At 55.0% G+C, this 19,940-nt stretch carries 19 protein-coding genes; 13 read left to right on the top strand and 6 right to left on the bottom strand.

Features of this window, described 5'->3' with window-relative positions; all coding sequences use genetic code 11:
• Positions 1-3 precede the first annotated feature (3 nt).
• Positions 4-1,047, bottom strand: coding sequence for a calcium/proton exchanger (gene cax, locus HMPREF1207_RS04150; protein ID WP_009672652.1), 1,044 nt, complete (start codon positions 1,045-1,047; stop codon positions 4-6).
• Positions 1,048-1,243: 196 nt separating this feature from the next.
• On the opposite strand from cax, the gene HMPREF1207_RS04145 reads away from it, so the two are divergent.
• The gene (locus HMPREF1207_RS04145; RefSeq protein ID WP_009672597.1) at positions 1,244-1,630 is read left to right on the top strand and encodes an Asp23/Gls24 family envelope stress response protein; all 387 of its coding nucleotides are present in this window, start codon (positions 1,244-1,246) and stop codon (positions 1,628-1,630) included.
• Positions 1,631-1,739: 109 nt separating this feature from the next.
• On the opposite strand, the gene ftsW is transcribed toward HMPREF1207_RS04145, so the two are convergent.
• Positions 1,740-2,921: a putative lipid II flippase FtsW gene (gene ftsW / locus HMPREF1207_RS04140; protein WP_009672593.1), complete on the bottom strand. Its 1,182-nt coding sequence runs from the start codon at positions 2,919-2,921 to the stop codon at positions 1,740-1,742.
• Between the two features lie 12 nt (positions 2,922-2,933).
• Entirely contained in the window at positions 2,934-3,278 is a 345-nt protein-coding gene (locus HMPREF1207_RS04135; protein ID WP_009672640.1) for a YugN family protein, read from the bottom strand.
• 136 nt (positions 3,279-3,414) lie between these two features.
• Here HMPREF1207_RS04135 and HMPREF1207_RS04130 point away from each other — a divergent pair, with 136 nt between their 5' ends.
• Both HMPREF1207_RS04130 and HMPREF1207_RS04125 read left to right on the top strand, forming a co-directional pair.
• The gene (locus HMPREF1207_RS04130) at positions 3,415-4,653 is read left to right on the top strand and encodes a M20 metallopeptidase family protein (protein WP_009672662.1); all 1,239 of its coding nucleotides are present in this window, start codon (positions 3,415-3,417) and stop codon (positions 4,651-4,653) included.
• Positions 4,654-4,703: 50 nt separating this feature from the next.
• Positions 4,704-5,138: a CBS domain-containing protein gene (locus tag HMPREF1207_RS04125; protein WP_009672601.1), complete on the top strand. Its 435-nt coding sequence runs from the start codon at positions 4,704-4,706 to the stop codon at positions 5,136-5,138.
• 68 nt (positions 5,139-5,206) lie between these two features.
• On the opposite strand, the gene HMPREF1207_RS04120 is transcribed toward HMPREF1207_RS04125, so the two are convergent.
• Positions 5,207-5,977: a thermonuclease family protein gene (locus tag HMPREF1207_RS04120; protein WP_009672582.1), complete on the bottom strand. Its 771-nt coding sequence runs from the start codon at positions 5,975-5,977 to the stop codon at positions 5,207-5,209.
• Between the two features lie 172 nt (positions 5,978-6,149).
• Between HMPREF1207_RS04120 and HMPREF1207_RS04115 the strand changes: the two genes are divergently transcribed.
• From HMPREF1207_RS04115 to HMPREF1207_RS04105, 3 genes are all read left to right on the top strand, one after another.
• The gene (locus HMPREF1207_RS04115) at positions 6,150-7,847 is read left to right on the top strand and encodes a DNA repair helicase XPB (RefSeq protein WP_009672627.1); all 1,698 of its coding nucleotides are present in this window, start codon (positions 6,150-6,152) and stop codon (positions 7,845-7,847) included.
• Positions 7,822-9,834, top strand: a complete 2,013-nt coding sequence (locus tag HMPREF1207_RS04110; RefSeq protein WP_009672624.1) for a helicase-associated domain-containing protein — start codon at positions 7,822-7,824, stop codon at positions 9,832-9,834. Before HMPREF1207_RS04115 ends, HMPREF1207_RS04110 begins: the two co-directional genes overlap by 26 nt.
• 218 nt (positions 9,835-10,052) lie before the next feature.
• Positions 10,053-10,505, top strand: coding sequence for a YlbF family regulator (locus HMPREF1207_RS04105; protein ID WP_009672603.1), 453 nt, complete (start codon positions 10,053-10,055; stop codon positions 10,503-10,505).
• A 159-nt stretch (positions 10,506-10,664) separates the two neighbouring features.
• On the opposite strand, the gene HMPREF1207_RS04100 is transcribed toward HMPREF1207_RS04105, so the two are convergent.
• Positions 10,665-11,675, bottom strand: a complete 1,011-nt coding sequence (locus HMPREF1207_RS04100) for an asparaginase (RefSeq protein ID WP_009672589.1) — start codon at positions 11,673-11,675, stop codon at positions 10,665-10,667.
• A gap of 73 nt (positions 11,676-11,748) precedes the next feature.
• On the opposite strand from HMPREF1207_RS04100, the gene HMPREF1207_RS04095 reads away from it, so the two are divergent.
• The 7 genes from HMPREF1207_RS04095 (at position 11,749) to HMPREF1207_RS04065 (ending at position 17,920) form a co-directional block, all read left to right on the top strand.
• Entirely contained in the window at positions 11,749-12,012 is a 264-nt protein-coding gene (locus HMPREF1207_RS04095; RefSeq protein ID WP_009672616.1) for a YlbG family protein, read from the top strand.
• 299 nt (positions 12,013-12,311) lie between these two features.
• Positions 12,312-12,749 carry a hypothetical protein gene (locus tag HMPREF1207_RS04090; RefSeq protein WP_009672645.1) on the top strand — a complete coding sequence of 146 codons (438 nt, stop codon included), beginning with the start codon at positions 12,312-12,314 and terminating at the stop codon, positions 12,747-12,749.
• Positions 12,750-12,865: 116 nt separating this feature from the next.
• Positions 12,866-13,777 (top strand): selenium metabolism-associated LysR family transcriptional regulator, encoded by a 912-nt coding sequence (locus HMPREF1207_RS04085; RefSeq protein ID WP_016423462.1) that lies wholly within the window; start codon positions 12,866-12,868, stop codon positions 13,775-13,777.
• Between the two features lie 79 nt (positions 13,778-13,856).
• Complete coding sequence (locus HMPREF1207_RS04080; protein ID WP_009672617.1) at positions 13,857-14,714, top strand: PHP domain-containing protein; 858 nt, start codon at positions 13,857-13,859, stop codon at positions 14,712-14,714.
• A complete protein-coding gene (gene galU / locus HMPREF1207_RS04075) occupies positions 14,701-15,582 on the top strand; it encodes a UTP--glucose-1-phosphate uridylyltransferase GalU (RefSeq protein ID WP_009672630.1) in 882 nt (293 codons plus the stop codon). The genes HMPREF1207_RS04080 and galU overlap by 14 nt, the downstream gene beginning before the upstream one ends.
• 15 nt (positions 15,583-15,597) lie before the next feature.
• The gene (locus HMPREF1207_RS04070; RefSeq protein ID WP_009672660.1) at positions 15,598-16,914 is read left to right on the top strand and encodes a UDP-glucose dehydrogenase family protein; all 1,317 of its coding nucleotides are present in this window, start codon (positions 15,598-15,600) and stop codon (positions 16,912-16,914) included.
• A gap of 73 nt (positions 16,915-16,987) precedes the next feature.
• Positions 16,988-17,920, top strand: a complete 933-nt coding sequence (locus HMPREF1207_RS04065) for a MerR family transcriptional regulator (protein ID WP_009672591.1) — start codon at positions 16,988-16,990, stop codon at positions 17,918-17,920.
• 103 nt (positions 17,921-18,023) lie between these two features.
• On the opposite strand, the gene HMPREF1207_RS04060 is transcribed toward HMPREF1207_RS04065, so the two are convergent.
• Positions 18,024-19,781 carry an Rqc2 family fibronectin-binding protein gene (locus tag HMPREF1207_RS04060; RefSeq protein WP_009672612.1) on the bottom strand — a complete coding sequence of 586 codons (1,758 nt, stop codon included), beginning with the start codon at positions 19,779-19,781 and terminating at the stop codon, positions 18,024-18,026.
• Between the last annotated feature and the right edge of the window lie 159 nt (positions 19,782-19,940).

Here is a 19,940-nt window from a genome sequence, read left to right as displayed (position 1 = left end):
TCACTAGACGAGGAAGAAGACCACACCGAGGATCAGGTAAACCGCCAGCAGAAGGACCCCTTCATACCAGTTGGAGGAACCGTCCTGGGAGATGGACTTCGAGATAATAACGGCTACTCCGATGGCAACCAGCTCGTAAGTGGTGAAGACGATGTCCATGGTGTTTCCCATGAAGAAGCTCGAGAAAATAAGAACGGGAGCTACGAATAAAGCAATCTGGAGCGAACTCCCGACCGCGATCTCTACGGCGGCTCCTATTTTATTCTTCAGAGCCATCATAACGGCGGCGCTGTGCTCGGCCGCATTTCCGATAATCGCAATAAGGAAGGCGCCGACGAACAGTTCGGAAAGTCCGAATTGGGAAGTGAACTCTTCCAGCGTTCCGACGAGCCACTCACTTTCGAAGCCCACCATAACCGTGGCGAGAATAAGGAAGAGGATCGACGTCCGTTTGGACCAGGCCGGCTCGCTGTGTTCGACAACTTGATCGGAGAGCTCTTTCTTGTGCGTCACCATCGAGAAAATGAGCCACAAAATGTAGGCTACGATCAGGACGCCGGCCACGATCAGGCTCATCTGCGTCGTTTCTTTCTGGGTCAGACTTTTTGCAAACACCGCTGGAATGAATAACGCGATCACGGCAAGCGTCATCAAGGAGGCATTATGCGAGGCCAGCTTGATGTTGAAATTTTGTTCTTTAAACTTCAGACCGCCCGCCAGCACGCTCGCTCCAAGAACGAGTAGAAGATTACCGATAATGGCTCCCGTTAAACTGGCTTTTACGACATCGAACATGCCGTCTTTGACGAGAAAGAAGGCAATGATAAGCTCCGCCGCATTCCCGAAAGTCGCATTCAGGAATCCCCCCATCCGATCACCAGCGTAGTGGGCGACACTTTCGGTCGCTTTTCCCAGGAATCCGGCCACAAACAGGATAGCCAGACACGAGATAGCGAACTGGATCGTCGTGCCCCAGTGCATATAATGCGCGACGGCACTAAGTGCGAATGTGACAATTAAACCGATGTTGAACAGGTTCTTTCTCAAAAGCTATCCCTCCGCTTAAGGCTAAGTATCTTACAGGTATGTACGCTTTAAATAATATACCCACAAATGGCAATGTTGTAAAATAAGATTTCTTCGCCATAGAAATAACGCTTCTTTCCGGCTGTGACGCATTCGGTTGCTTTCTCAATTGCCAGCAATTACAATAAGGATAACGATTGCTGAAGGAGTGGTTCGGATGGTCGAAGAAATTCAAACGGGTAACATACGCATTTCAGACGATGTGGTGGCTACAATTGCCGGCCTCGCCGCTTTGGAAACACCGGGAATCGCCGCGATGTCCGGCGGAATATCGGAAGGATTCGCCAAACGTCTGAGCGGTAAAAATGTTCAGCGCGGTGTCTCTGTAGAGGTCGGACAAGTGGAAGCGGCCGTCGATCTTCGGGTCATCGTCCTTTACGGAAGCAAGATCCAGGACGTATGCAGAGAATTGCAGCTTAACGTGCGCGAAGCGGTGGAGAACATGACGGGACTCCGGATCGTAGAGGTAAACGTCAAAGTGGAAGGCGTTTCTTTCAAGGAAGACGAAGCCGCCTCGCTTGACGATCCGACCCGCGTGAAATAATCCGATTCCGGTCCGTCTGCCGGGTAGCGTACATACCAAAAAAGGATGCCCCGAGGGGCATCCTTTTTTTCTTGTCGCACAGACGGTCGGATCAAGGGAGAGGATGCTTCTAGCGGTATACCCGCGTAGTCTGCGTAACCTTCTCGACCTTCTCCTTCTTCTCCAGCCGGTTCTGCTCGCGGGAAAGGCTGAGCATGATCCCCATGCTGATCAGCGTGACCATCATGGACGATCCCCCGTAGGAGATGAGCGGGAGCGTAACCCCGGTCATCGGCAGCGTTCCCGTTACCCCGCCGATGTTGATAATGGCCGTAATTCCGATCATGGTCATAATGCCTACGCCGGTCAGCATTCCGAACCGGTCCGGACACCGGACGGCAATGACCAGTCCGCGCCACAGGAAGATGATGTAGACCAGCAGGAAAAGTATGCTGCCGATCATGCCGAGCTCTTCGCCGATAATGGCGAAAATAAAGTCCGTATAGGGCTCGGGCAGATAGAGCTTCTGAATGCTCTGCCCGAAACCGGCTCCGGTAATTCCGCCATGCCCGAAAGCGTAAAGAGACTGCATGACCTGAAAACCGCTGTCCAGCACATCGTCTTTGGGATTCAAGTAAGCACTGAACCGTTTCATCCTTAGACCGACATGATCGGAAGCGGATTTAAAATTAAACAGAAAATAGAAGCCGAGAAACACCGAAGCGGCCAGTCCGCCTGCCACCCCTAAGGAAAACAGATGCTTCACACGGGCGCCTCCTACGAAGATCACCACGCTGGCGCAAAGGATAAGAATAGCGGCCGAACCGACATCCGGCTGGAGCATAATCCAGAAGGCGATAAAAGCCGTAATGAGAACAGCCGGCATTAGGCCCTTTTTCATATGCTGGATATTGTCGCCCTTCTTGCTGATCAACTGTGCCAGGTAAACGATTACAGCGAGCTTGGCAAATTCGGCGGGCTGAAGGCTGAACGTTCCGAGCGGGAGCCAGCTTCTTGAGCCGTTAATTCCTTTGAAAAACAGGACGGCTACCAGCATGGCAATCACCACGAGAAAGCCGGGCTTGACCCAGTTTTTCAGTTTGCTGTACCGGATATTCATGCAGAACAGCATCAAGAACGTGCCGATAACGGCGAATAAAATTTGTCTGGTCGCAAAATACCAAGGATTGTTGAATTTGGTCGATGCGTATACCGAGCTGGAACTGAAAACCATCACGAGGCCGAAGCAGACCAACGCGAAGGTTAGGAAAAGAAGCAGAAAATCTGGCGTTCCTCTGCGCGGGGTACTCAAGTGAGTCTCCTGTTACGCCAACAGTTGTTGAAGTTGGGACAACTTCTGCTTCGCTTTGTTCAAGATCGCGTCCGGAATCGGGGATTCATAGTCGAGACCGTGCGGGAATGTAGCTCTTCCTATGTATGCTTCTTCGATGTACAGAATCGCGTAAGGAGATTCCAGCTTGCCGGATTCGGCACGTGTGTTCACACGCAGGTAGTAGTCGGATTTTGTCGTCGGGTCTTCCATTTTCAAATCATAAGTCGCACGGGTATATTCCCACTGCCCACGTACAAAACCGAGTTTGGTCGTTACTTCGTCGAGGTGGGCGAGATCGCTTTTCAGGCCTTTAAACCCTTTGGTTTCAATAATCAATTCAGACGCCTCCAATTTCTATGCATTCTTTAACCATGATAGTATGTTTCCCAACGTCTTGCAAGTAAGAGCAAACCCGGAATCGTGTAAAATTGTTGTCGGTTTGGCGATGAAAGACGTGGGAGGATTTGGTACAATGAAAGGAAGAATCGTATCAAACACGTGGGCGGGTGATACCTTGATCAGACAGGGTGAGGAACTGGATAAAGAATGGGAAGCGATGTACGAGACGATGGTGTCTTGGAGAAGGTATCTGCATCAGAATCCGGAGCTCTCTTATAAGGAAGTCAATACGGCGGCGTTCGTAGCGGAAAAGCTTACCGAGTGGGGGCTCGATGTCCGCACGGGAATGGGCGGTTACGGGCTGATCGCCGATCTTCAGGGAAACGCTCCCGGACCTACGGTCGCTCTCCGGGCCGATATGGACGCACTGCCGATACAGGACGAAAAACAGTGCGGCTACGCATCGAAGGTTCCTGGTATCATGCATGCTTGCGGACACGATGCGCACACGTCCACTCTGCTTGCCGCCGCGAAAATATGGAGCACGAAAAAAGAGCAGCTGAAGGGCAGAATCCGGTTTATTTTTCAGCATGCGGAGGAAGTTACCCCCGGCGGGGCCGCTTCCATGATAGAGGCGGGCGCCCTTGATGGGGTGGACGTTGTATACGGTGTACATTTGTGGACACCTTTACCGATCGGGGTAGTCGGATCGAACCCCGGAGCGATGATGGCCGCAGCCGATGAGTTTCACTTTGAAATCCGGGGCAAGGGCGGCCACGGGGGAATGCCTCATCAAGCGATTGACAGCGTTGTCATCGGTTCGCACACAGTCGTGAATTTGCAGACCATCGTCAGCCGGACGGTAAGTCCTATCGAGTCCTGCGTAGTCACGATCGGTTCCATAAACGGCGGAACCAACTTCAATGTCATCGCGGAAACCTGCAAAATGAAAGGGACGACCCGGACGTTCGATTCCGTTCTGAGGCTGCAGGTGAAAGAAAGGGTCGAAGACATTGTAGCTTCGACCTGCAAGATGTACGGAGCCGAGTCGGTCATGGACTACCGGCTGGGGTATCCGCCGCTGGTCAATCACCCCGGCGAGTTCGAACGGTTTCGGGAAGTCGCCTCCGGCATGCTTCCGGAAGACCGCGTTCTTACGATCGAGCCGGTAATGGCTGCGGAAGATTTCGCGTATTACCTTCAGCAAGTGCCGGGCTGCTTTATTTTCGTGGGAGCCGGGAACGCGCAGACGGGTGCGGACTATCCGCATCATCATCCGAAGTTCGATCTGGATGAGAAGGCGATGCTGACCGCCGGCAAACTGCTGACGCGGATGGCTCTGCATGTTTTGGACGAAACGGGGACACGCTAATTCCAGCCCTAACATAACTTGCCGTCATGCAAGTGAAGGAGGAATTCTTCGTGCCTACAGTCAGAGATGTCATGTCTACCGACTGCGTAACCGTAACGCTGCAGGATAACGTCTATGAAATCGCGGTTAAAATGAAACAGCACGATATCGGCTTCATTCCCGTCGTGGAAGGAAGCAAGCTGATCGGCGTCGTAACCGACCGGGATCTGGTCGTCCGCGGCTACGCCGAGAAACACAGCGGATCCACGGCCGTTAAGAAAGTCATTTCCGAAAACTTGACGACGATCTCGCCGGAAACGGATGTCCAGGAAGCGGCCAAAGTGATGGCCCAGCACCAGGTACGACGTCTTCCGGTCGTTGAGGACGGTAATTTGGTCGGCGTTATCGCGATCGGAGACCTTGCGGTCCGGGATAAGCTGGAAGACGAAGCGGGAGAAGCGCTGAGCCGTATATCGGAAGGGCGGAGCACGTCTTCGAACAAATGAATGCTGCTTGATAGCCAGAAAAGACGCACCGGATGCCGGTGCGTCTTTTCTGGCTATCAAAATATAGGCTATCCGGCTTTGCGGAAGCCGGCCTTTTTGGCGTCGTTCTCCGTGCAGAACATTGCTTCCGCCTGTGTCTGCTCGTAGGATGAGCTCCCTGGAACGTGATATATTTTTTCTTTCTTCGAATTGATATTGCCTTTGATTTGAGGGTCGGGGCAGGCCGCCGTTTGATTGGCAGCTTCCGGATTTTTGCCGGAGCCGCCCTTTGGGGAATCGCCGGTTTTGGCGGGAGATGAAGGGCTTTTGACGCCCCAGAGGCCCTTGTTTTGGGACCGGGCTTCCCGCTCCGTTTTGACAAAACGATCGGAGAACATCACATTGGGCTGAATGGTCATCACGTTGGCATACCCTTCCTGGAGGAGAAGTTCGTTATACATGACGGACTCCCCTTCAATAAAGACGTATCGGAGCAGCCGGCCGTACTTATCGGTATCTCCGGCATCGTTGAACAGATAGACGGTTGTTCCGGTCAACCGTTTTTTCGTATAGTCGGACGCTTCCTTGCCGTAAGCTTCGACAGGGCTGTTCGGCTTGACGGTTTCAGGCGTGTTGCAGCCGATCAGCCGCACTTTATCCCCGTTTTCCAGCTCGAACGTATCGCCGTCCACGACTCTTTTGACCTTGGCTGTCGTCATTTTTTGCGTTTTCAGCTCGGGATAACGGGCAAGGACGGTTTCTTTAAACGATCCGGAATCCGTTTTTGGTTGGGCGGACCCGCAGGCCGCAAGAAAAAGGGCGGCAAGAATAAACAGAAGAAGGGCTTTTTTTGTGTTCATGAGATCAATTCCTTGTTGTGAGTTTGGATGCCCCTTTTTGGGAAAAGGAACCTAGCCATTATACAATGCTCCGAAATGGAGCACAAATGATGCAGCAACGTTTATTTCTCGGAAGTTCCCTTCATACTAGGAATAGTGAAGAGAGAATTCGGATAAAAAGGGAGGCCTCGCCGTGAATCCGGCATCTGATAATGCGCTCATCGTTCAACAGGACCTCACTGTGCTGGCGGAAGCGGATCATGAGCGCTTCGAGTCGATCCGTGCGGAATTGGCGCTTTTCGCCGATCTCGTTAAAAGTCCGAAACATCTGCATACCTACAAAATAACCCCCCTGTCCCTGTGGAATGCGGCGGCTTCGGGCCTGCGCAGCGGCGATATTATCCGTTTTCTGAAGCAGGAATCCAAAAACGGGATTTCCCGCCGCACGGAGGATGAACTTCTCTCCATTCTGGACCGGTATGGACTGCTCCGGCTCGTTTCCGACAAGGGGAAGCTGTATCTCCAATCCACAGACACGGAATTGCTGGCCAAACTGGGCGGTTTGAAAGAGTTTCAGCGGTTTTTCGACCGGGAAGACGCAGATCCCACGGAAGCCGTGCAAAGTTCCACACTCGCAGTCCGGCCGGACATGAGGGGCGTCATGAAGCAGGAGCTGACGCGGCTCGGGTATCCGGTCATTGATATGGCCGGTTATCACGCGGGAGAAGAGCTTCCGGCGGAGCTAAAGGGAGTGGAGCTGAGAGACTATCAGCGCCAAGCGGTAGAGTGCTTTCATCCGGCCGGCGGTTCGGACGGAGGCAGCGGAGTGCTCGTTCTGCCCTGCGGAGCGGGAAAAACGGTCATCGGCATCGCCGCGTTGACAAAGCTAAGCTGTGCGGCACTGATCCTGACTACGAATGTGACATCCGTCCGCCAATGGATCAAAGAGATTCTGGGCAAGACCAGTCTGGACGAATCACGCGTCGGCGAATACAGCGGGGACATCAAGCTGGTTAGACCCGTCACCATCGCGACGTATCAAATTCTTACACACCGGCGTGAAAAAGGCGGCGAACAAGCTCATATGGAACTGTTCAACAGCCGCGACTGGGGGCTCATTATCTATGACGAGGTGCATCTTTTACCCGCTCCCGTTTTCCGGGCGACCGCGGATATCCAGGCGACCCGGCGGCTCGGACTGACGGCAACCCTCGTGCGCGAGGACGGACGCGAGGAGGATGTTTTTTCGCTGATCGGCCCCAAACTGTTCGATATGCCCTGGAAGCGGCTGGAGCAGGAAGGATGGATCGCACGGGTAACCTGTACGGAGGTTGGCGTGGAAATGGAGACCGGTGAGCTGCAAAACTATTACGAGGCGGACAAAAGAAGCCGGTTCCGCATAGCCGGGGAAAACTCCCGCAAATTTCTGGCGTTAACGCGTCTTCTGGCCCGCCATGACGGAGAAGCGATTCTCATTATCGGCCAATATTTGGACCAGTTGAAAGAAGTCGCCCGGAAATTAACGATTCCGCTTATTACCGGCGAAATGCCGCAGGTGGACCGGCAGCGGCTCTATGAAGCTTTTAACACCGGGCTTGTCCGGATTCTCGCCGTTTCGAAAGTGGCCAATTTCGCCGTCGACCTTCCGGATGCTTCTGTCGCCATCCAGCTTTCGGGAAGCTACGGCTCCAGGCAGGAAGAGGCTCAGCGCCTCGGGCGCATACTCCGGCCCAAGAAGGGGAGAAACGAGGCTTTCTTCTACACATTGGTCAGCAGAGGCACGAGCGAGCAGGAGTATGCGCTTAAGCGGCGGATTTTTCTGCTCGAGCAGGGGTACGAGTACAGGATAGAGGAGGGCGGGAGCGATGAACTATGCGCAAATACTCGATAGAATGCCGCCGGCCGTTTCCAGGCAACTGCTCGGACAAGATTGGATAAAAAGCGCGGTAGCGCATGGTATGGAAGCCCGGGAAGCTTTCGGTAATGAGGAGGTGCTCAGAAAGCTCCGGGCAACTCTGCAGTCCGATGAGGAGAAGCTGCTTCGGCTGATCGTCGTCCGTTTCGGCTGCCGGCCTTTTACATCGGCCGAACTTGAGAAGGAAACGGCGGACTGGGCGGCGGCTTTGGTTAAAACGGCTCTCACGGGTCTGCGCAGACGGGGGCTGATCGCGGCGTTCCGCAAATCGTGGGGCGACCGGCTGTTCCTGCTTCCGCAGGACGGTCTGCGGGGGTGGCAGGCCGTGTTTTTTGGCCACGGCTGTAATGCAGTCGGGCACGGCGACGGAGCGGGCAGTCCGTGGAGTATCGGCAGCGGCGATAACGCCAAGCTGCGGCAGCTTTACGAGCAGGGAGACAAGCCGCGCCAGGGACTACCGCTGGACTTGTTTCTCCTGCTCAATTATGCGGATCTGCACGAGCTGCCGCTTACACAGCGCGGAGCTTTGCACAAGCGCCACGTACAGAGAATGACGGCGCTTCTCGGCTTTGACGAAACCGACCTGGCCGGCTGCGGGCTCCAGTTCGCGCATGCCGATACCTATCCGGTATCGCTGGCGGCAGCCTTGGATTTTTTGCAGCGGCTGGGGCTCCTGTACCGGAGCGGGGACCGGCTTGTTCTGCACAAGCCCCGGCTTCGTGACTGGCTCGCCGCGGACGAGGCGCTTCAAACGGACATGTTGTACCGACTTTGGACGGAACACCGTTTTCCCGAGGAAGTGGATCTGCAGCACGCGGTATGCCTGCTCGACAAGCTCGCGGCCGGCACCCAAATACGGCTGAGCCGCTTGGCAGCCGAGCTGAACAGGCGGGAAGCGTTGACCGGAGGAGAGGAGGAGGGGGCGCGTTTTTCCCTCCGGCTGGTTCAGAAATGGCTTCAGCCTCTTCGGGCGTTCGGATGGCTCGACTGGGAGCCGGAAGACAGCAGCGACGTATCGGTTAGCTGGCTTTATCCCGTACGATATGAACAGAGAGCGAATGAGGAGCGGAAAACGGCGAAACCGTCCGTCTTTTTGTATGTACAGCCGGATTTCGAGGTGATGGTCTCGCCGGAATGCCCGTTCACGGTACGCTGGGAAATCGCCCGTTTCGCGGAGCTCGTGAAAAGCGACCGTATGGCCGTGTACCGCCTGACCAAAGAAAGCGTCCAAAGAGGGGCGGATCACGGAACTCCGCCGGAACAGGCCTTGGAGCTTCTCGAAAATCATGCCCGCCACGGTGTGCCGGAAACGGTCCGGCTTACGATCACCTCATGGGGCGAACAGTACGGCCGGGTCGTGCTCGGCGGCGTGACTCTTCTGCGCTGCGCGGACGCACAGCTGGCGGAACAAATCTCGCGCCATCCCAAGATCGGGAGGCTGCTGCTTGAGAAAATCGGGGACGCTGATTTTATCGTTCCGGCAGGCAAAATGACCGACATGATGAAGCTGCTGGACGCAGCGGGCTTTTCTCCCCGACATACGGCTGATTTTCAGGACGAAGAGGAAGCGCCGGGCCCGGATGGAGAAGCGGAAACAGAGACGCTTAAAGGGATTGTGTACGATCAGGACCCTGTCCAATACCTGGAACTGGAGACCCGCCTGCCTTCCGCAGAGGAAATGTATCCCGGAATGCGGGATATTCCTGCGGTCTGGTATCGGGACAGCAGGGGATACCATGCGTCGACCATTCTTAAAATCGCTCGGCAGGCGATTTCCTGGGGAGCCCCTGTTGTGGCCGAGGTTGAAGGCAGTGCAGCGGCGGTATGGATCCCGCGCAAAGCCGTAGAACGGGGAGATGAGCTGACCATCGAATTGTCGGACGGCGCAGGCAGAAACAGAACGGTTCAAGCCGGTCGGATCAGCCGCATCCGCATCCTATTGCCCGGATTATCCGGGACTTAAATTTGTTAAACTTGATTTATGGAAAATTATGTAATATAATTTGTTTCATGCGATTCATTTCTTTATTTTTAAACACCAGGCCACCTGTAAACGATCTTTTTTTTCTGAGAAATCTCCAACAAAAGTCAGCCCGGATGCTTTTAAAAATGGAGAAAGTCCCAGGGAACTGTGATATGATAGGGGGAGTACGCAGGAAACACAAAAGGAAGTGATCGATTGTGAGTGTGGCGGAAGCCAAGACAATGGATATGTCGTCCATTCTTATGGGTGCGTATCAAGTGGGCGATCTCATTAACAACTCTGCCGAAGTGGCGGATTATCTATATTGGAAGCAGGCGGTGGAACAGGATTTCGAGGCGCAGAGGCTCGTGAGAGAGTTCAACAAAGCCAAAGATTTGTTCGAGGAATGCGAGCGTTTCGGCCATTTCCATCCCGATTACCATGCCGCACTGGAGAAAGTCCAGGCCGTACAGTCCCGGCTTGAGCAGGTGCAGAGCATAAGCAAGTTCAAGGAAGCGGAAGAACGGCTTGACCGATTGCTGTATACCATATCGAAAACAATCGCGACCGCCGTATCCGATACCATCAAAGTTCCGGGCGGGCTCGACTCCGGATCGGGCGGCTGCGGAGGCAGCTGCGGATCGGGCGGGAGCTGCTCCAGCTGCGGTTAACCTCCGCAGGGGACCGGACAAGCGGAACCGGGGGCTTAGCCCCCTCCAGGTTTCCGTACCAACAGCCTTGACAATCCGAACGTCTCTTGACGGGGACGATAATAGCCGATTTTAAAAAAAGCCGTGCCTGCGGATTATCCCCGCGGACACGGCTGCTGTTTAAGTAAGCTTGAAGTCAGCTTGAATGGAGCCTACGACGGTGCCCTGCCAATTCGTGACCTTCGGCTCGCGGAATTCCGCAAGGGCCTCCGTCTCGCGCGCATGAAGCAGGCCGAGCTGGACAAGCGCTTCGAACATCGCGCAGTAAAGCGCTCTCTGGGCGCCGTCCTCGATCTTGAGGACAAGGCCCAGTCCTTCATCGGGCACGGTAACGGCGAAGAGGCCTTCGGCGCCCATCTTCCCGATGATTCTGCCGCCGGTCGCCTCGGCCAGCCGCGTGTCGAAGCGGTCGCTTCCCGCGAGGTAGGAAGGCTCCCGCCGGATGGCCGCAATGATGCGGCGGCACGCGTCCGCGCGTTCGGCGGAGAGGCCGTCGGGCTTGCCGAGCCGCGCGTAAGCGAGCGCGAGGCGGTCGATGGCCAGCCCGAACACGGGCACGCCGCAGCCGTCTACGCCCAGAGGAATCTCCTCGGGGGCAAGGCCCGCCATTTCGGCGACGGCCTGGAGCATCTGGCGCTGCACGGGATGCTCGGGCGACATGTAATGCTCGGTGCTAACGCCGAGCTTAGCCGCCAGTGAGAGCATGCCGGAGTGCTTGCCGGAGCAGTTGTTGTGCAGGGGCGTGGGGGCTTCCCCCTCCTCGCGCATCTGCCGCGAAGTCGGCTTGTGGAACGGATAGTGCGATCCGCACTGCAGATCGTCCGCTTCCGCGCCCGCTTTGGCCAGAATGGAGCGCGCCGCGCGGACATGCCGGTCTTCCCCGTTATGGGAAGCGCAGATCAGGGCGATTTCGGCGTCCGTGAAGCCGAAGTCGGAAGCCGCGCCCGATTCGAGAACGGGCAGCGCCTGAATCAGCTTTGCGGTGGAACGCGCGAATGTAACCGCATGCGGATCGCCCAGGCTGTGAAGCAGGCGGCCCGTATGATCGACGACAGCGATATGGCCGCGGTGAATACTTTCAGTGATGGGCCCGCGAATGACGCGGGCAATGACAGCCGAAGAAGCCGACATTTAGGATCATCTCCAACCCGTAAAATAGAATTCAGTTTATCAAAAGCGAATACTGCTAAAGGAGTCAAACGACATGATAACGGAGCGAACCGGACTTATCATTTGGGTGACTGATTTGAAAGCCGCCAAAAATTTGGAGCGCTTCGGATCGGTGCACTACATGTCCAAGAAAATGCACTATGTGGTGCTGTATATTCATGCCAGCCGGTATGACGAAACCGTACGCCAACTTCAGAAGCTGGCTTACGTACGCAAGGTGGAGCGTTCTTACCGCGGTGAAATTAAAACCGAGTACGAAAGCCACGGACCGGACAAATCAAAATTTTACACACTGTAGAGCAAAAGCGCAAATCTGTTTTTTTAAATAAGCCTGTTATTTGACCGGAGGTCAGCCCTTGCCGGCGCTGCGGCTGAGAACGCATTTTGAAATCTTATTTCATCATCTTTGCAGTTTATGAGAAGATTGATTTTTTTGTTAATTTTGAATTTTCTACAGTTGTGTGACATTTTTTCTTGTGACGCGCCATATTTATAAATTAAGTGAGCGTTTTTATTTGGAAATATTTAAATATTGAGTTACAATGGTGAAAACCAGTAGGTATAAAGGCCTAAACGCTTGGAGAGGAGTTGTGATTCATGAGGGACAAAACAATGGACCGCTGGAGCACGTACGAACCTTTTTATGTTAACCTGAACGACAAAAAAATTGCGGACATTGTGATCACGAATCACGCTCGTCTCCGCTGGGTGGACCGGGTCGAAAACGAGAAAACCGGCTTCGAGGACATTTGCGATTTTTTATGGGATAAACTGAAAGACGGACGGATCGCTTCGTATTACAAGAACGAACAGGACGTTTATCTCGTGGACGACGATCTGGTGATGGTCGCCGAGTTTTCCGTCATTGAGAACGAAACCGATATTGCGGGCAACCCGCTGCATAAAATGATTATCGTGACTTTCCTAGGCAGAATGTCCGAGACCATCGAGCTGCGCGATCTGAAATCGTACTATTCGTGGCTCCGCCACTCCCGCCGGATGACGCTGATCAAGAACAGCCGTAAGCGGCGGTAACTCCGGGCAGATGAAGGATTACGGCACGGCGAAGAGCATGTCTGCATTTTGCAGGCATGCTCTTTTTTCCGTCTTATAAATGCTATAATAAATGCGGAGAAAGGGCGGCGATGACGATGGCTCTGAATTTTCACCAGCTTCACATCTTTTATACGGTAGCCGAAAAAGGCAGCTTTTCGCACGCCGCGCAGGCGCTTCATATGACGCAGCCCGCGGTAACGATGCAGGTGCAGTCCCTTGAGGATCATTTCGGAATCAAGTTGTTTCACCGCTCTACCAAAAAAATTGAATTGACGGAAGCGGGGAGGACGCTGATTCCCTACGCCCGCAAGTGCGTCGAACTCATCCGGGAAACCGAGAACGCCATGACAGGCTTTACGGCCATGGCCGAAGGACGGCTGCAGCTCGGAGCCTCGCTGACGATGGGGGAATATATCCTGCCCCGCCTGCTGGGACCCTTCCGCAAAGAATACCCGAATATTTCGGTTGCGATGAAAGTAATGAATACGACGCAAATTTTGGACGAGATTTTTGCCCATCAGCTGACGTTCGGCCTTGTTGAGGCTCCCATCCAGCATCCGGATGTCCACACGGAAGCCATTTTGAGCGATGAGCTGAAGCTGATTGTCCCTGCAGGGCATCCGCTGGCGGAGATGGATACGATCCGTATGGAGGACGTTTTCCAATATCCGTTCGTCCTTAGGGAAGAAGGCTCGGGAACCCGGCGCGTCATGGAAGAGGAGCTGGAGCGGAGGGGCATCGCGTGCAGCGGAATGGACATTGTCATGGAACTGGGTAGTACGGGAGCGATTAAATCGGCGGTAGAAGCCGGTCTCGGCGTTTCCATTTTGTCGCAGTCGTCGGTTAAACATGAGGTCCGGCTTGGTATATTAAAGATAAAAGAAATCGAAGGCGTGTCTTTTTCGCGCAGTTTCTACGCGATTTATTTGAATTCGACCCTTCTGCCGTTGTCGGCTGTTAGTTTTTTGAATTTTATGCGACGAGACGATCTGGTCAAATGGCTTTAGAAACGGATAGAAACGGGCGTTACATCCCTATAGAGATGACCGGATACACTTTGCCGGAGAAAAAGGAGGGGCACCATCTATGACTCAATGGGCCGATTTGCATACGCACACGACGGCGTCGGACGGCACACAGGCGCCCGAGGACAACGTCCGGCTGGCTAAGGAAGCCGGGCTTGCGGCCGTAGCAATAACCGATCACGATACGGTATCCGGCGTTAGGGCGGCGCAGCTTGAAGGCAGGCGGATCGGGATCGAAGTCGTTCCCGGCGTCGAGATCAGCACGGTGGCCGGCGGGCAGGATATCCATGTGCTCGGTTACTACATCGACACGGAGTCGGAAAGCTTTCTGGAGCGTCTGGAAGAGCTCCGGAATACGCGCAACAAGCGCAACGAGATGATGCTGGCGCGTCTGAACGAGCTGGGTCTAGCCGTTTCGATGGAGGAAGTCGTCAAACATCTGGAGGCCGGCAAAAGCGAAGAGGACACGATCGGCCGCCCTCATATCGCAAACGTTCTGCTTGCCAAAGGCTATGTAAGCTCGATGAACGAAGCGTTCGAGAAATATCTGGGCAAAGGCGGAGCCGCCTATGTCAATCCGCCGCGCATCCGTCCCGTCACGGCCATCGACTGGATTAGAGAGGCCGGCGGAGCCGCTGTGCTTGCCCATCCGGGTCTTTACGGCGATGAAGACATCGTGCGGGAACTCATCGCATATGGTTTAGATGGCATCGAAGTCAGCCACGCCGATCATACGCCGGAGCAAGAAGCCCATTACGGGCGTCTGGCCCGTGAACACGGGCTGATCGCAACGGCAGGCTCGGATTTCCACGGCGTTCGCGCCGGTCAGGTATTTCACGCTCCGCTCGGTTCCAAGCGCACTCCGCTGGAAACCGTGCGGAAGTTACAGGAACGGAGGAACAATCGTGAAAATTCGTAAAGCGATCATTCCCGCGGCCGGTCTCGGAACGCGTTTTCTGCCCGCCACCAAGGCGCAGCCCAAGGAAATGCTGCCGCTGGTGGATAAACCAGCCATTCAATACATAGTCGAGGAAGCCATCGAATCCGGGATCGAGGATATTCTAATCGTCACGGGGCGTAACAAGCGCGCGATCGAAGATCATTTCGACAAATCCGTCGAACTGGAAATGATGCTCGAGGAGAAGGGGAACGACGAGCTTCTTTCCCTAGTGCGTACGGTCACCAACCTGGCCGATGTGCACTATATCCGTCAAAAGCAGCCGCTTGGCCTGGGCCACGCGGTTTACTGCGCCCGCAAATTTATCGGGAACGAACCGTTTGCGGTACTTCTCGGAGACGATATCCTTCGTTCGTCCAAACCCGCTCTGCGCCAGATGATGGACGTGTTCGAGGAGACTCAGACGTCCGTCATCGGCGTCCGTGAAGTTCCCTGGGAAGATGTGAGCAAATACGGAATTGTCGCGCCCTCGGACGAAATTACAGCTTATAAGAAAATTGCGGATCTCGTGGAGAAACCGGACCGCGGTGATGCGCCTTCCAACCTGGCCGTAATCGGCCGCTATCTGATTATGCCGGAGATTTTCGATATCTTGGAGAAATGCGAGCCCGGTCGCGGAGGTGAAATCCAACTGACGGACGCGCTGCGCATTTTGAACGAAAAGCAGCCGATGGTCGCCTATCCGATCGAGGGGAGAAGATACGACGTCGGCGATAAATTCGGCTATATCCAGGCCACCATCGAAATGGCTTTGGAGCGGGAAGGGCTGCAGGAGGAACTGCGCTCGTATTTAACGAACCTCGTCCGTCACGAGTTTCATATCGGATAAGGAGGAGAATCTTGAATGGAGCGCATTGCCGTTATTGGGACGGGGTATGTCGGGCTCGTTACCGGATGCTGCTACGCCGAAATCGGGCATGAAGTCATCTGCGTAGACATCGATCCCGATAAAGTCCGCCGTCTCAGCCTTGGCGAAATTCCGATTTACGAACCTGGGCTGAGGGAGCTTGCGGCCTCGAACCAGGCCGCCGGCCGGTTGTCTTTCACGACCGACCTGGCAAGAGCCGTGCAGGACTCGTCCATCCTATTCATTGCGGTAGGAACGCCTACGCTTGAAAACGGGGAAGTCGACATGGAACAGGTCCGCGGCGCGGTGGAGACATTGGCGCAGCAGATGGACGATTATAAAATCATCGTGATGAAAAGCACGGTGCCCGTAGGAACGTCCAGGCGCATCCGGCAGTGGATGGAAGAAGGGCAGCAGCGGCCCGTTCCCTTTTCCGTGGTGTCCAATCCGGAGTTTCTAAGAGAAGGGACGGCCATTCACGACACGTTTCATCCCGACCGGGTCGTGATCGGGTCCGACGATGCGGATGCCGCTCTCCGCGTAGAGAAGCTGCAGGCCGCGTTCGGCGGCGAGGTTGTGCGGACCGACCCCGAGAGTGCCGAACTGATTAAATATGCGTCCAATGCCTTCCTGGCCGCTAAAATTTCATTCATCAACGAAATGGCGAACGTATGCGAGAAAGTAGGTGCGGACGTCAGTCTCGTTGCCCGGGGAATGGGGCTCGATAACCGGATCGGGCCCAAGTTTCTGCAGGCGGGAATCGGTTACGGCGGTTCCTGCTTCCCCAAAGATACGAGGGCCCAGCTGAAAATCGCCCAAAATGCCGATTATGATTTCCGCATTCTGCGGGCGGTCATCGAGGTCAACACGCTTCAGCGCGAGCGGTTTGTCGAGAAGGTGACGGCCGCTTTGGGCGGAAATGCGACAGGCCGGAGCATTACGGTATGGGGGCTTGCGTTTAAGCCCAACACGGATGATCTCCGCGATGCTCCTGCGCTGGATATTATCCGTTCCCTGCAGGAGCGGGGAGCGGTTGTGACGGCATACGATCCGGCTGCGGCTTCCAAGGCGTCTGTTCTGCTTCCCGGTGTACGCTGCCTGACCGATCCTTATGAGGCCGCGGAAAATGCGGAAGCCGTTGTGATCGCAACCGATTGGGAAGACCTGCGGCGTATCGATTTCGATAGGCTCCGCAGCCTGGTCAGAGAGCCGCTGATTATCGACGGCCGCAACATGTTTGCCCCCGCCGAGATGGCGGAGAAAGGCTTTACTTATGTGTCCGTCGGACGCCCCGCATTCCCCGGAGCGGTTTAAACCGTTCATTGTCTAAGCTTTGTAAATGGTCTATAATTGGGGCATGTTCAAGGTTAGCCGGGGGTACAAAGACATGAGCCGACTTTATACAATCAAGGAAGCTTCGATGCGTTCCGGGCTTTCCACCCAGTTGATCCGCAAATGGGAGGAACGTTACGGCGCCGTCCAACCGGACCGTTTTCCGAACGGATATAGAGGCTACACGAATCATGATATAGAAACATTGATATGGCTGAAAAGCAAGGCGGATTCGGGTGTTCCCATCGGTCTCGCCGTTCAGGAACAACAGCTGCAGCTCGAAAGCTCGGCCTCGACCGAGACATTCTCTCCGGCCGAGGCCGAGCTTCCGTTTATCCGCAGCGAACTGAAAGAGTATCAGGAGAAGCTGCTGGGTTTCTTTCTTCATCTGGATCCGGCGGGCGCCCAGCGGTTTTTCGACCAGCTTGCGGCGCTGCACCAGATGGACTTTATTCTGCTTCAAGTTCTACAGCCGACGCTGATCCGAGTCGGAGAGATGTGGGAACGGGGAGAAATCTCCGAATATCAGGAGCATTTCGGGAGTCATTTTATCCGGGAACGTCTGTTGGCGTTAAAGAACTTATTTTCCGTTCCGCCGGGCGGCCCCAGATTGATTACCGCCTGTTCGCCTTACGAGCGTCATGAACTGGGGATTCTGTTTCTGGGTTATTTCGCGCTGCAAAACGGCTTTCAGACGCTGTATCTCGGAGCTTCGCCTTCGGAGAAAGGCATCTTCGATTGTCTGGAACAGAGCCGTCCCGCGGCGTTCGCCTTCGGTTCTTCGATGAAGTCGATGCTGGACGAAGCTTATCCGTTCTATGCAAAGCTGGACCGGAGAATCGGGGAACTCGGCAGCCGGACCAAAGTGTTTATCGGCGGAAACGCGATCGAATGCGACGAGGTGCTTCGCGGCACGAAGCATATTTACCTGCTTTCCGGCGATGCTCGTGAATGCGCGCTTAAACTGAAAAAGCTGACAGCCTATTGAGCTGTCAGCTTTTTTTGTTCGGCGTCCCGGCGGAGTTTCCGCAGCCTAGCCCCGGACGCGAGTTCCGGAACTGCGTTACTCGCCGGGAGCGTTGTCCTTGTTTTTAAGCCTTCACGGTCTGCGGCATCTGCTTGATCAGCTGATCGTCCGGGGTCACAAACAGCGTCTTCTGCTGTTCGTAAATGACGAATCCCGGCTTGGCGCCGCTCGGCTTATGCACGTGGCGGATGAGGGTGTAATCCACGGGAACCGAGCTCGATTCCTTCGCCTGGCTGAAATAAGCGGCAAGCTGGGCCGCCTCGTGCAGGGTGGCTTCGCCGAACGACTGGCTGCGGATCACGACGTGCGAGCCCGGAATATCCTTCGTATGCAGCCAAGTATCTCCGGCGCTCGCAAGCCGGTTCGTCACATAGTCATTCTGGGTATTATTCTTGCCGACGTAGATCGGAACGCCTTCGCTCGACGTGAAGCAAGCCACGGACGGCTTATCGGATTTTTTCTTGCGCTTGCCTTTCGTATGGCGCTCACGCACATAACCCTGCTCCGCAAGCTCATCCCGGATTTCCGCGATATCCCGCATCGAGGCGGAACCGAGCTGCTGCAGAAGCGAGGAGAGGTACTGGATCTCCATCTCGGTCTGGCTCATCTGCTCTTCTACGTAAGCCAGACTGTTTTTGCTTTTTGTATACCGTTTAAAATAGCGCTGCGCATTCTCCGAAGGATTAAGCAGGGGATCGAGCGCTATGCTCTGCTGCGGCTGGGCCTCCTCGTAATAGTTGACTACAACGGCTGTTTTATCCCCTTTGCGGATTTGATGCAGATGGGCCGTAAGCAGTTCTCCCATAATGCGGAAACGGTCCGCGTCTTTCGCTTCTTCCTTCGTCTCCTGAAGTTTATCCATTTTCTTGATATTTTTGGCTTTCTCGTTCTGCAAAAGCTTAACGAGATCGGCGGCACGCTGCTTGACGGTGTCGCGCTCCGCCTTGTCCCCGAAGTAACTTTCCAGGCACTCGCTGACGGTAGGGAACACGCGGGACTCGCCTTCGATCTGGGTCAGTTCCATGACCGAGAAGAAAAGCTTGCCCGTCTTCGTTTCTTCAACGATGACGGGGGAATACCGCCGCTCGCGCACCGCGTCTGTCACGCTGCGGAAAGACTGCCACAGCGGGGCGAGCGCGTCCTCGCCGTACGGCACGCCGAGCCGGGTTCCGCTGCGGTAGACGATTTCCCGCGCCGCAAGGGGGCTCAGGCCGCTGAAGGAAGCGAGCATCTGCTTCTCCGGAGCGGCGTCTTCCCCGATTCCCGCGCTCATGCTCCGGCGGAACACGGCTTCGCTCGTATCCAGCGGATTCGTTTTGTCCTGAGCCGGCGGCTCCACGTAGGCGCTGCCGGGCATGACGATGCGATAAGAGCTGATGGCCGGCGTCACGTGATGAATGCCGTCCAGGATGGTGCCCGTGGAAGGGTCCATAAGAATCAGGTTGCTGTGTCTGCCCATGATCTCCACGACGATGGTTTTCGTGCTCACATCCCCGAGTTCGTCGCGCTGGCGCACACGGAAGTGAACGATCCGCTCCAGCCCGACCTGCTCGATGGAGTCGATGATGCCGCCTTCGCAGTGCTTGCGGAGCAGCATGCAGAACATGGGGGCTTCCTGAGGATTCAAGTACTGCCCTTCCGTCACGTGCATCCGCGGATAGGTAGGGTTCGCGGAGAGAAGAAGTTTAAGCGAACGACCGCGGGCGCGGATCTGCATAACCACGTCACTGCCCGTAGGCTGATGTATTTTATTTATCCGGCCTCCTACACATTCCTGCAGCTCGTGCACGATTGCATGGAGGACCAGTCCGTCTAATGCCATGATGAAAGTCTCCTATCCAAGTTCATTACATTCTATCATGCCATAAATGCGAGGAAATTTTAAGTTCTTTCTTTAGAAGCGCCGTACAAGCTGGGATATTTTGCGGCTTGTCTGAATACATTTAGCAAGAGAAGCGGGTCTTGCACCTGAAAGTAACCG

This window comes from Paenibacillus sp. HGH0039 (genome assembly GCF_000411255.1).
Lineage (GTDB): Bacteria > Bacillota > Bacilli > Paenibacillales > NBRC-103111 > Paenibacillus_F.
The sequence above is the reverse complement of the archived record's forward strand: the minus strand, read 5'-3'. Positions and strand labels throughout refer to the sequence as shown.

Excerpts from the sequence above, each read along its gene's own strand:
- HMPREF1207_RS04090 (WP_009672645.1), top strand. The coding sequence starts at position 12,312 with ATGAGGGACAAAACAATGGACCGCTGGAGCACGTACGAACCTTTTTAT.
- HMPREF1207_RS04095 (WP_009672616.1), top strand. The coding sequence starts at position 11,749 with ATGATAACGGAGCGAACCGGACTTATCATTTGGGTGACTGATTTGAAA.
- HMPREF1207_RS04085 (WP_016423462.1), top strand. The coding sequence starts at position 12,866 with ATGGCTCTGAATTTTCACCAGCTTCACATCTTTTATACGGTAGCCGAA.
- HMPREF1207_RS04120 (WP_009672582.1), bottom strand. The coding sequence starts at position 5,977 with ATGAACACAAAAAAAGCCCTTCTTCTGTTTATTCTTGCCGCCCTTTTT.
- HMPREF1207_RS04110 (WP_009672624.1), top strand. The coding sequence starts at position 7,822 with ATGAACTATGCGCAAATACTCGATAGAATGCCGCCGGCCGTTTCCAGG.
- HMPREF1207_RS04100 (WP_009672589.1), bottom strand. The coding sequence starts at position 11,675 with ATGTCGGCTTCTTCGGCTGTCATTGCCCGCGTCATTCGCGGGCCCATC.
- HMPREF1207_RS04065 (WP_009672591.1), top strand. The coding sequence starts at position 16,988 with ATGAGCCGACTTTATACAATCAAGGAAGCTTCGATGCGTTCCGGGCTT.
- HMPREF1207_RS04060 (WP_009672612.1), bottom strand. The coding sequence starts at position 19,781 with ATGGCATTAGACGGACTGGTCCTCCATGCAATCGTGCACGAGCTGCAG.
- HMPREF1207_RS04080 (WP_009672617.1), top strand. The coding sequence starts at position 13,857 with ATGACTCAATGGGCCGATTTGCATACGCACACGACGGCGTCGGACGGC.
- HMPREF1207_RS04130 (WP_009672662.1), top strand. The coding sequence starts at position 3,415 with ATGAAAGGAAGAATCGTATCAAACACGTGGGCGGGTGATACCTTGATC.
- HMPREF1207_RS04145 (WP_009672597.1), top strand. The coding sequence starts at position 1,244 with ATGGTCGAAGAAATTCAAACGGGTAACATACGCATTTCAGACGATGTG.
- HMPREF1207_RS04070 (WP_009672660.1), top strand. The coding sequence starts at position 15,598 with ATGGAGCGCATTGCCGTTATTGGGACGGGGTATGTCGGGCTCGTTACC.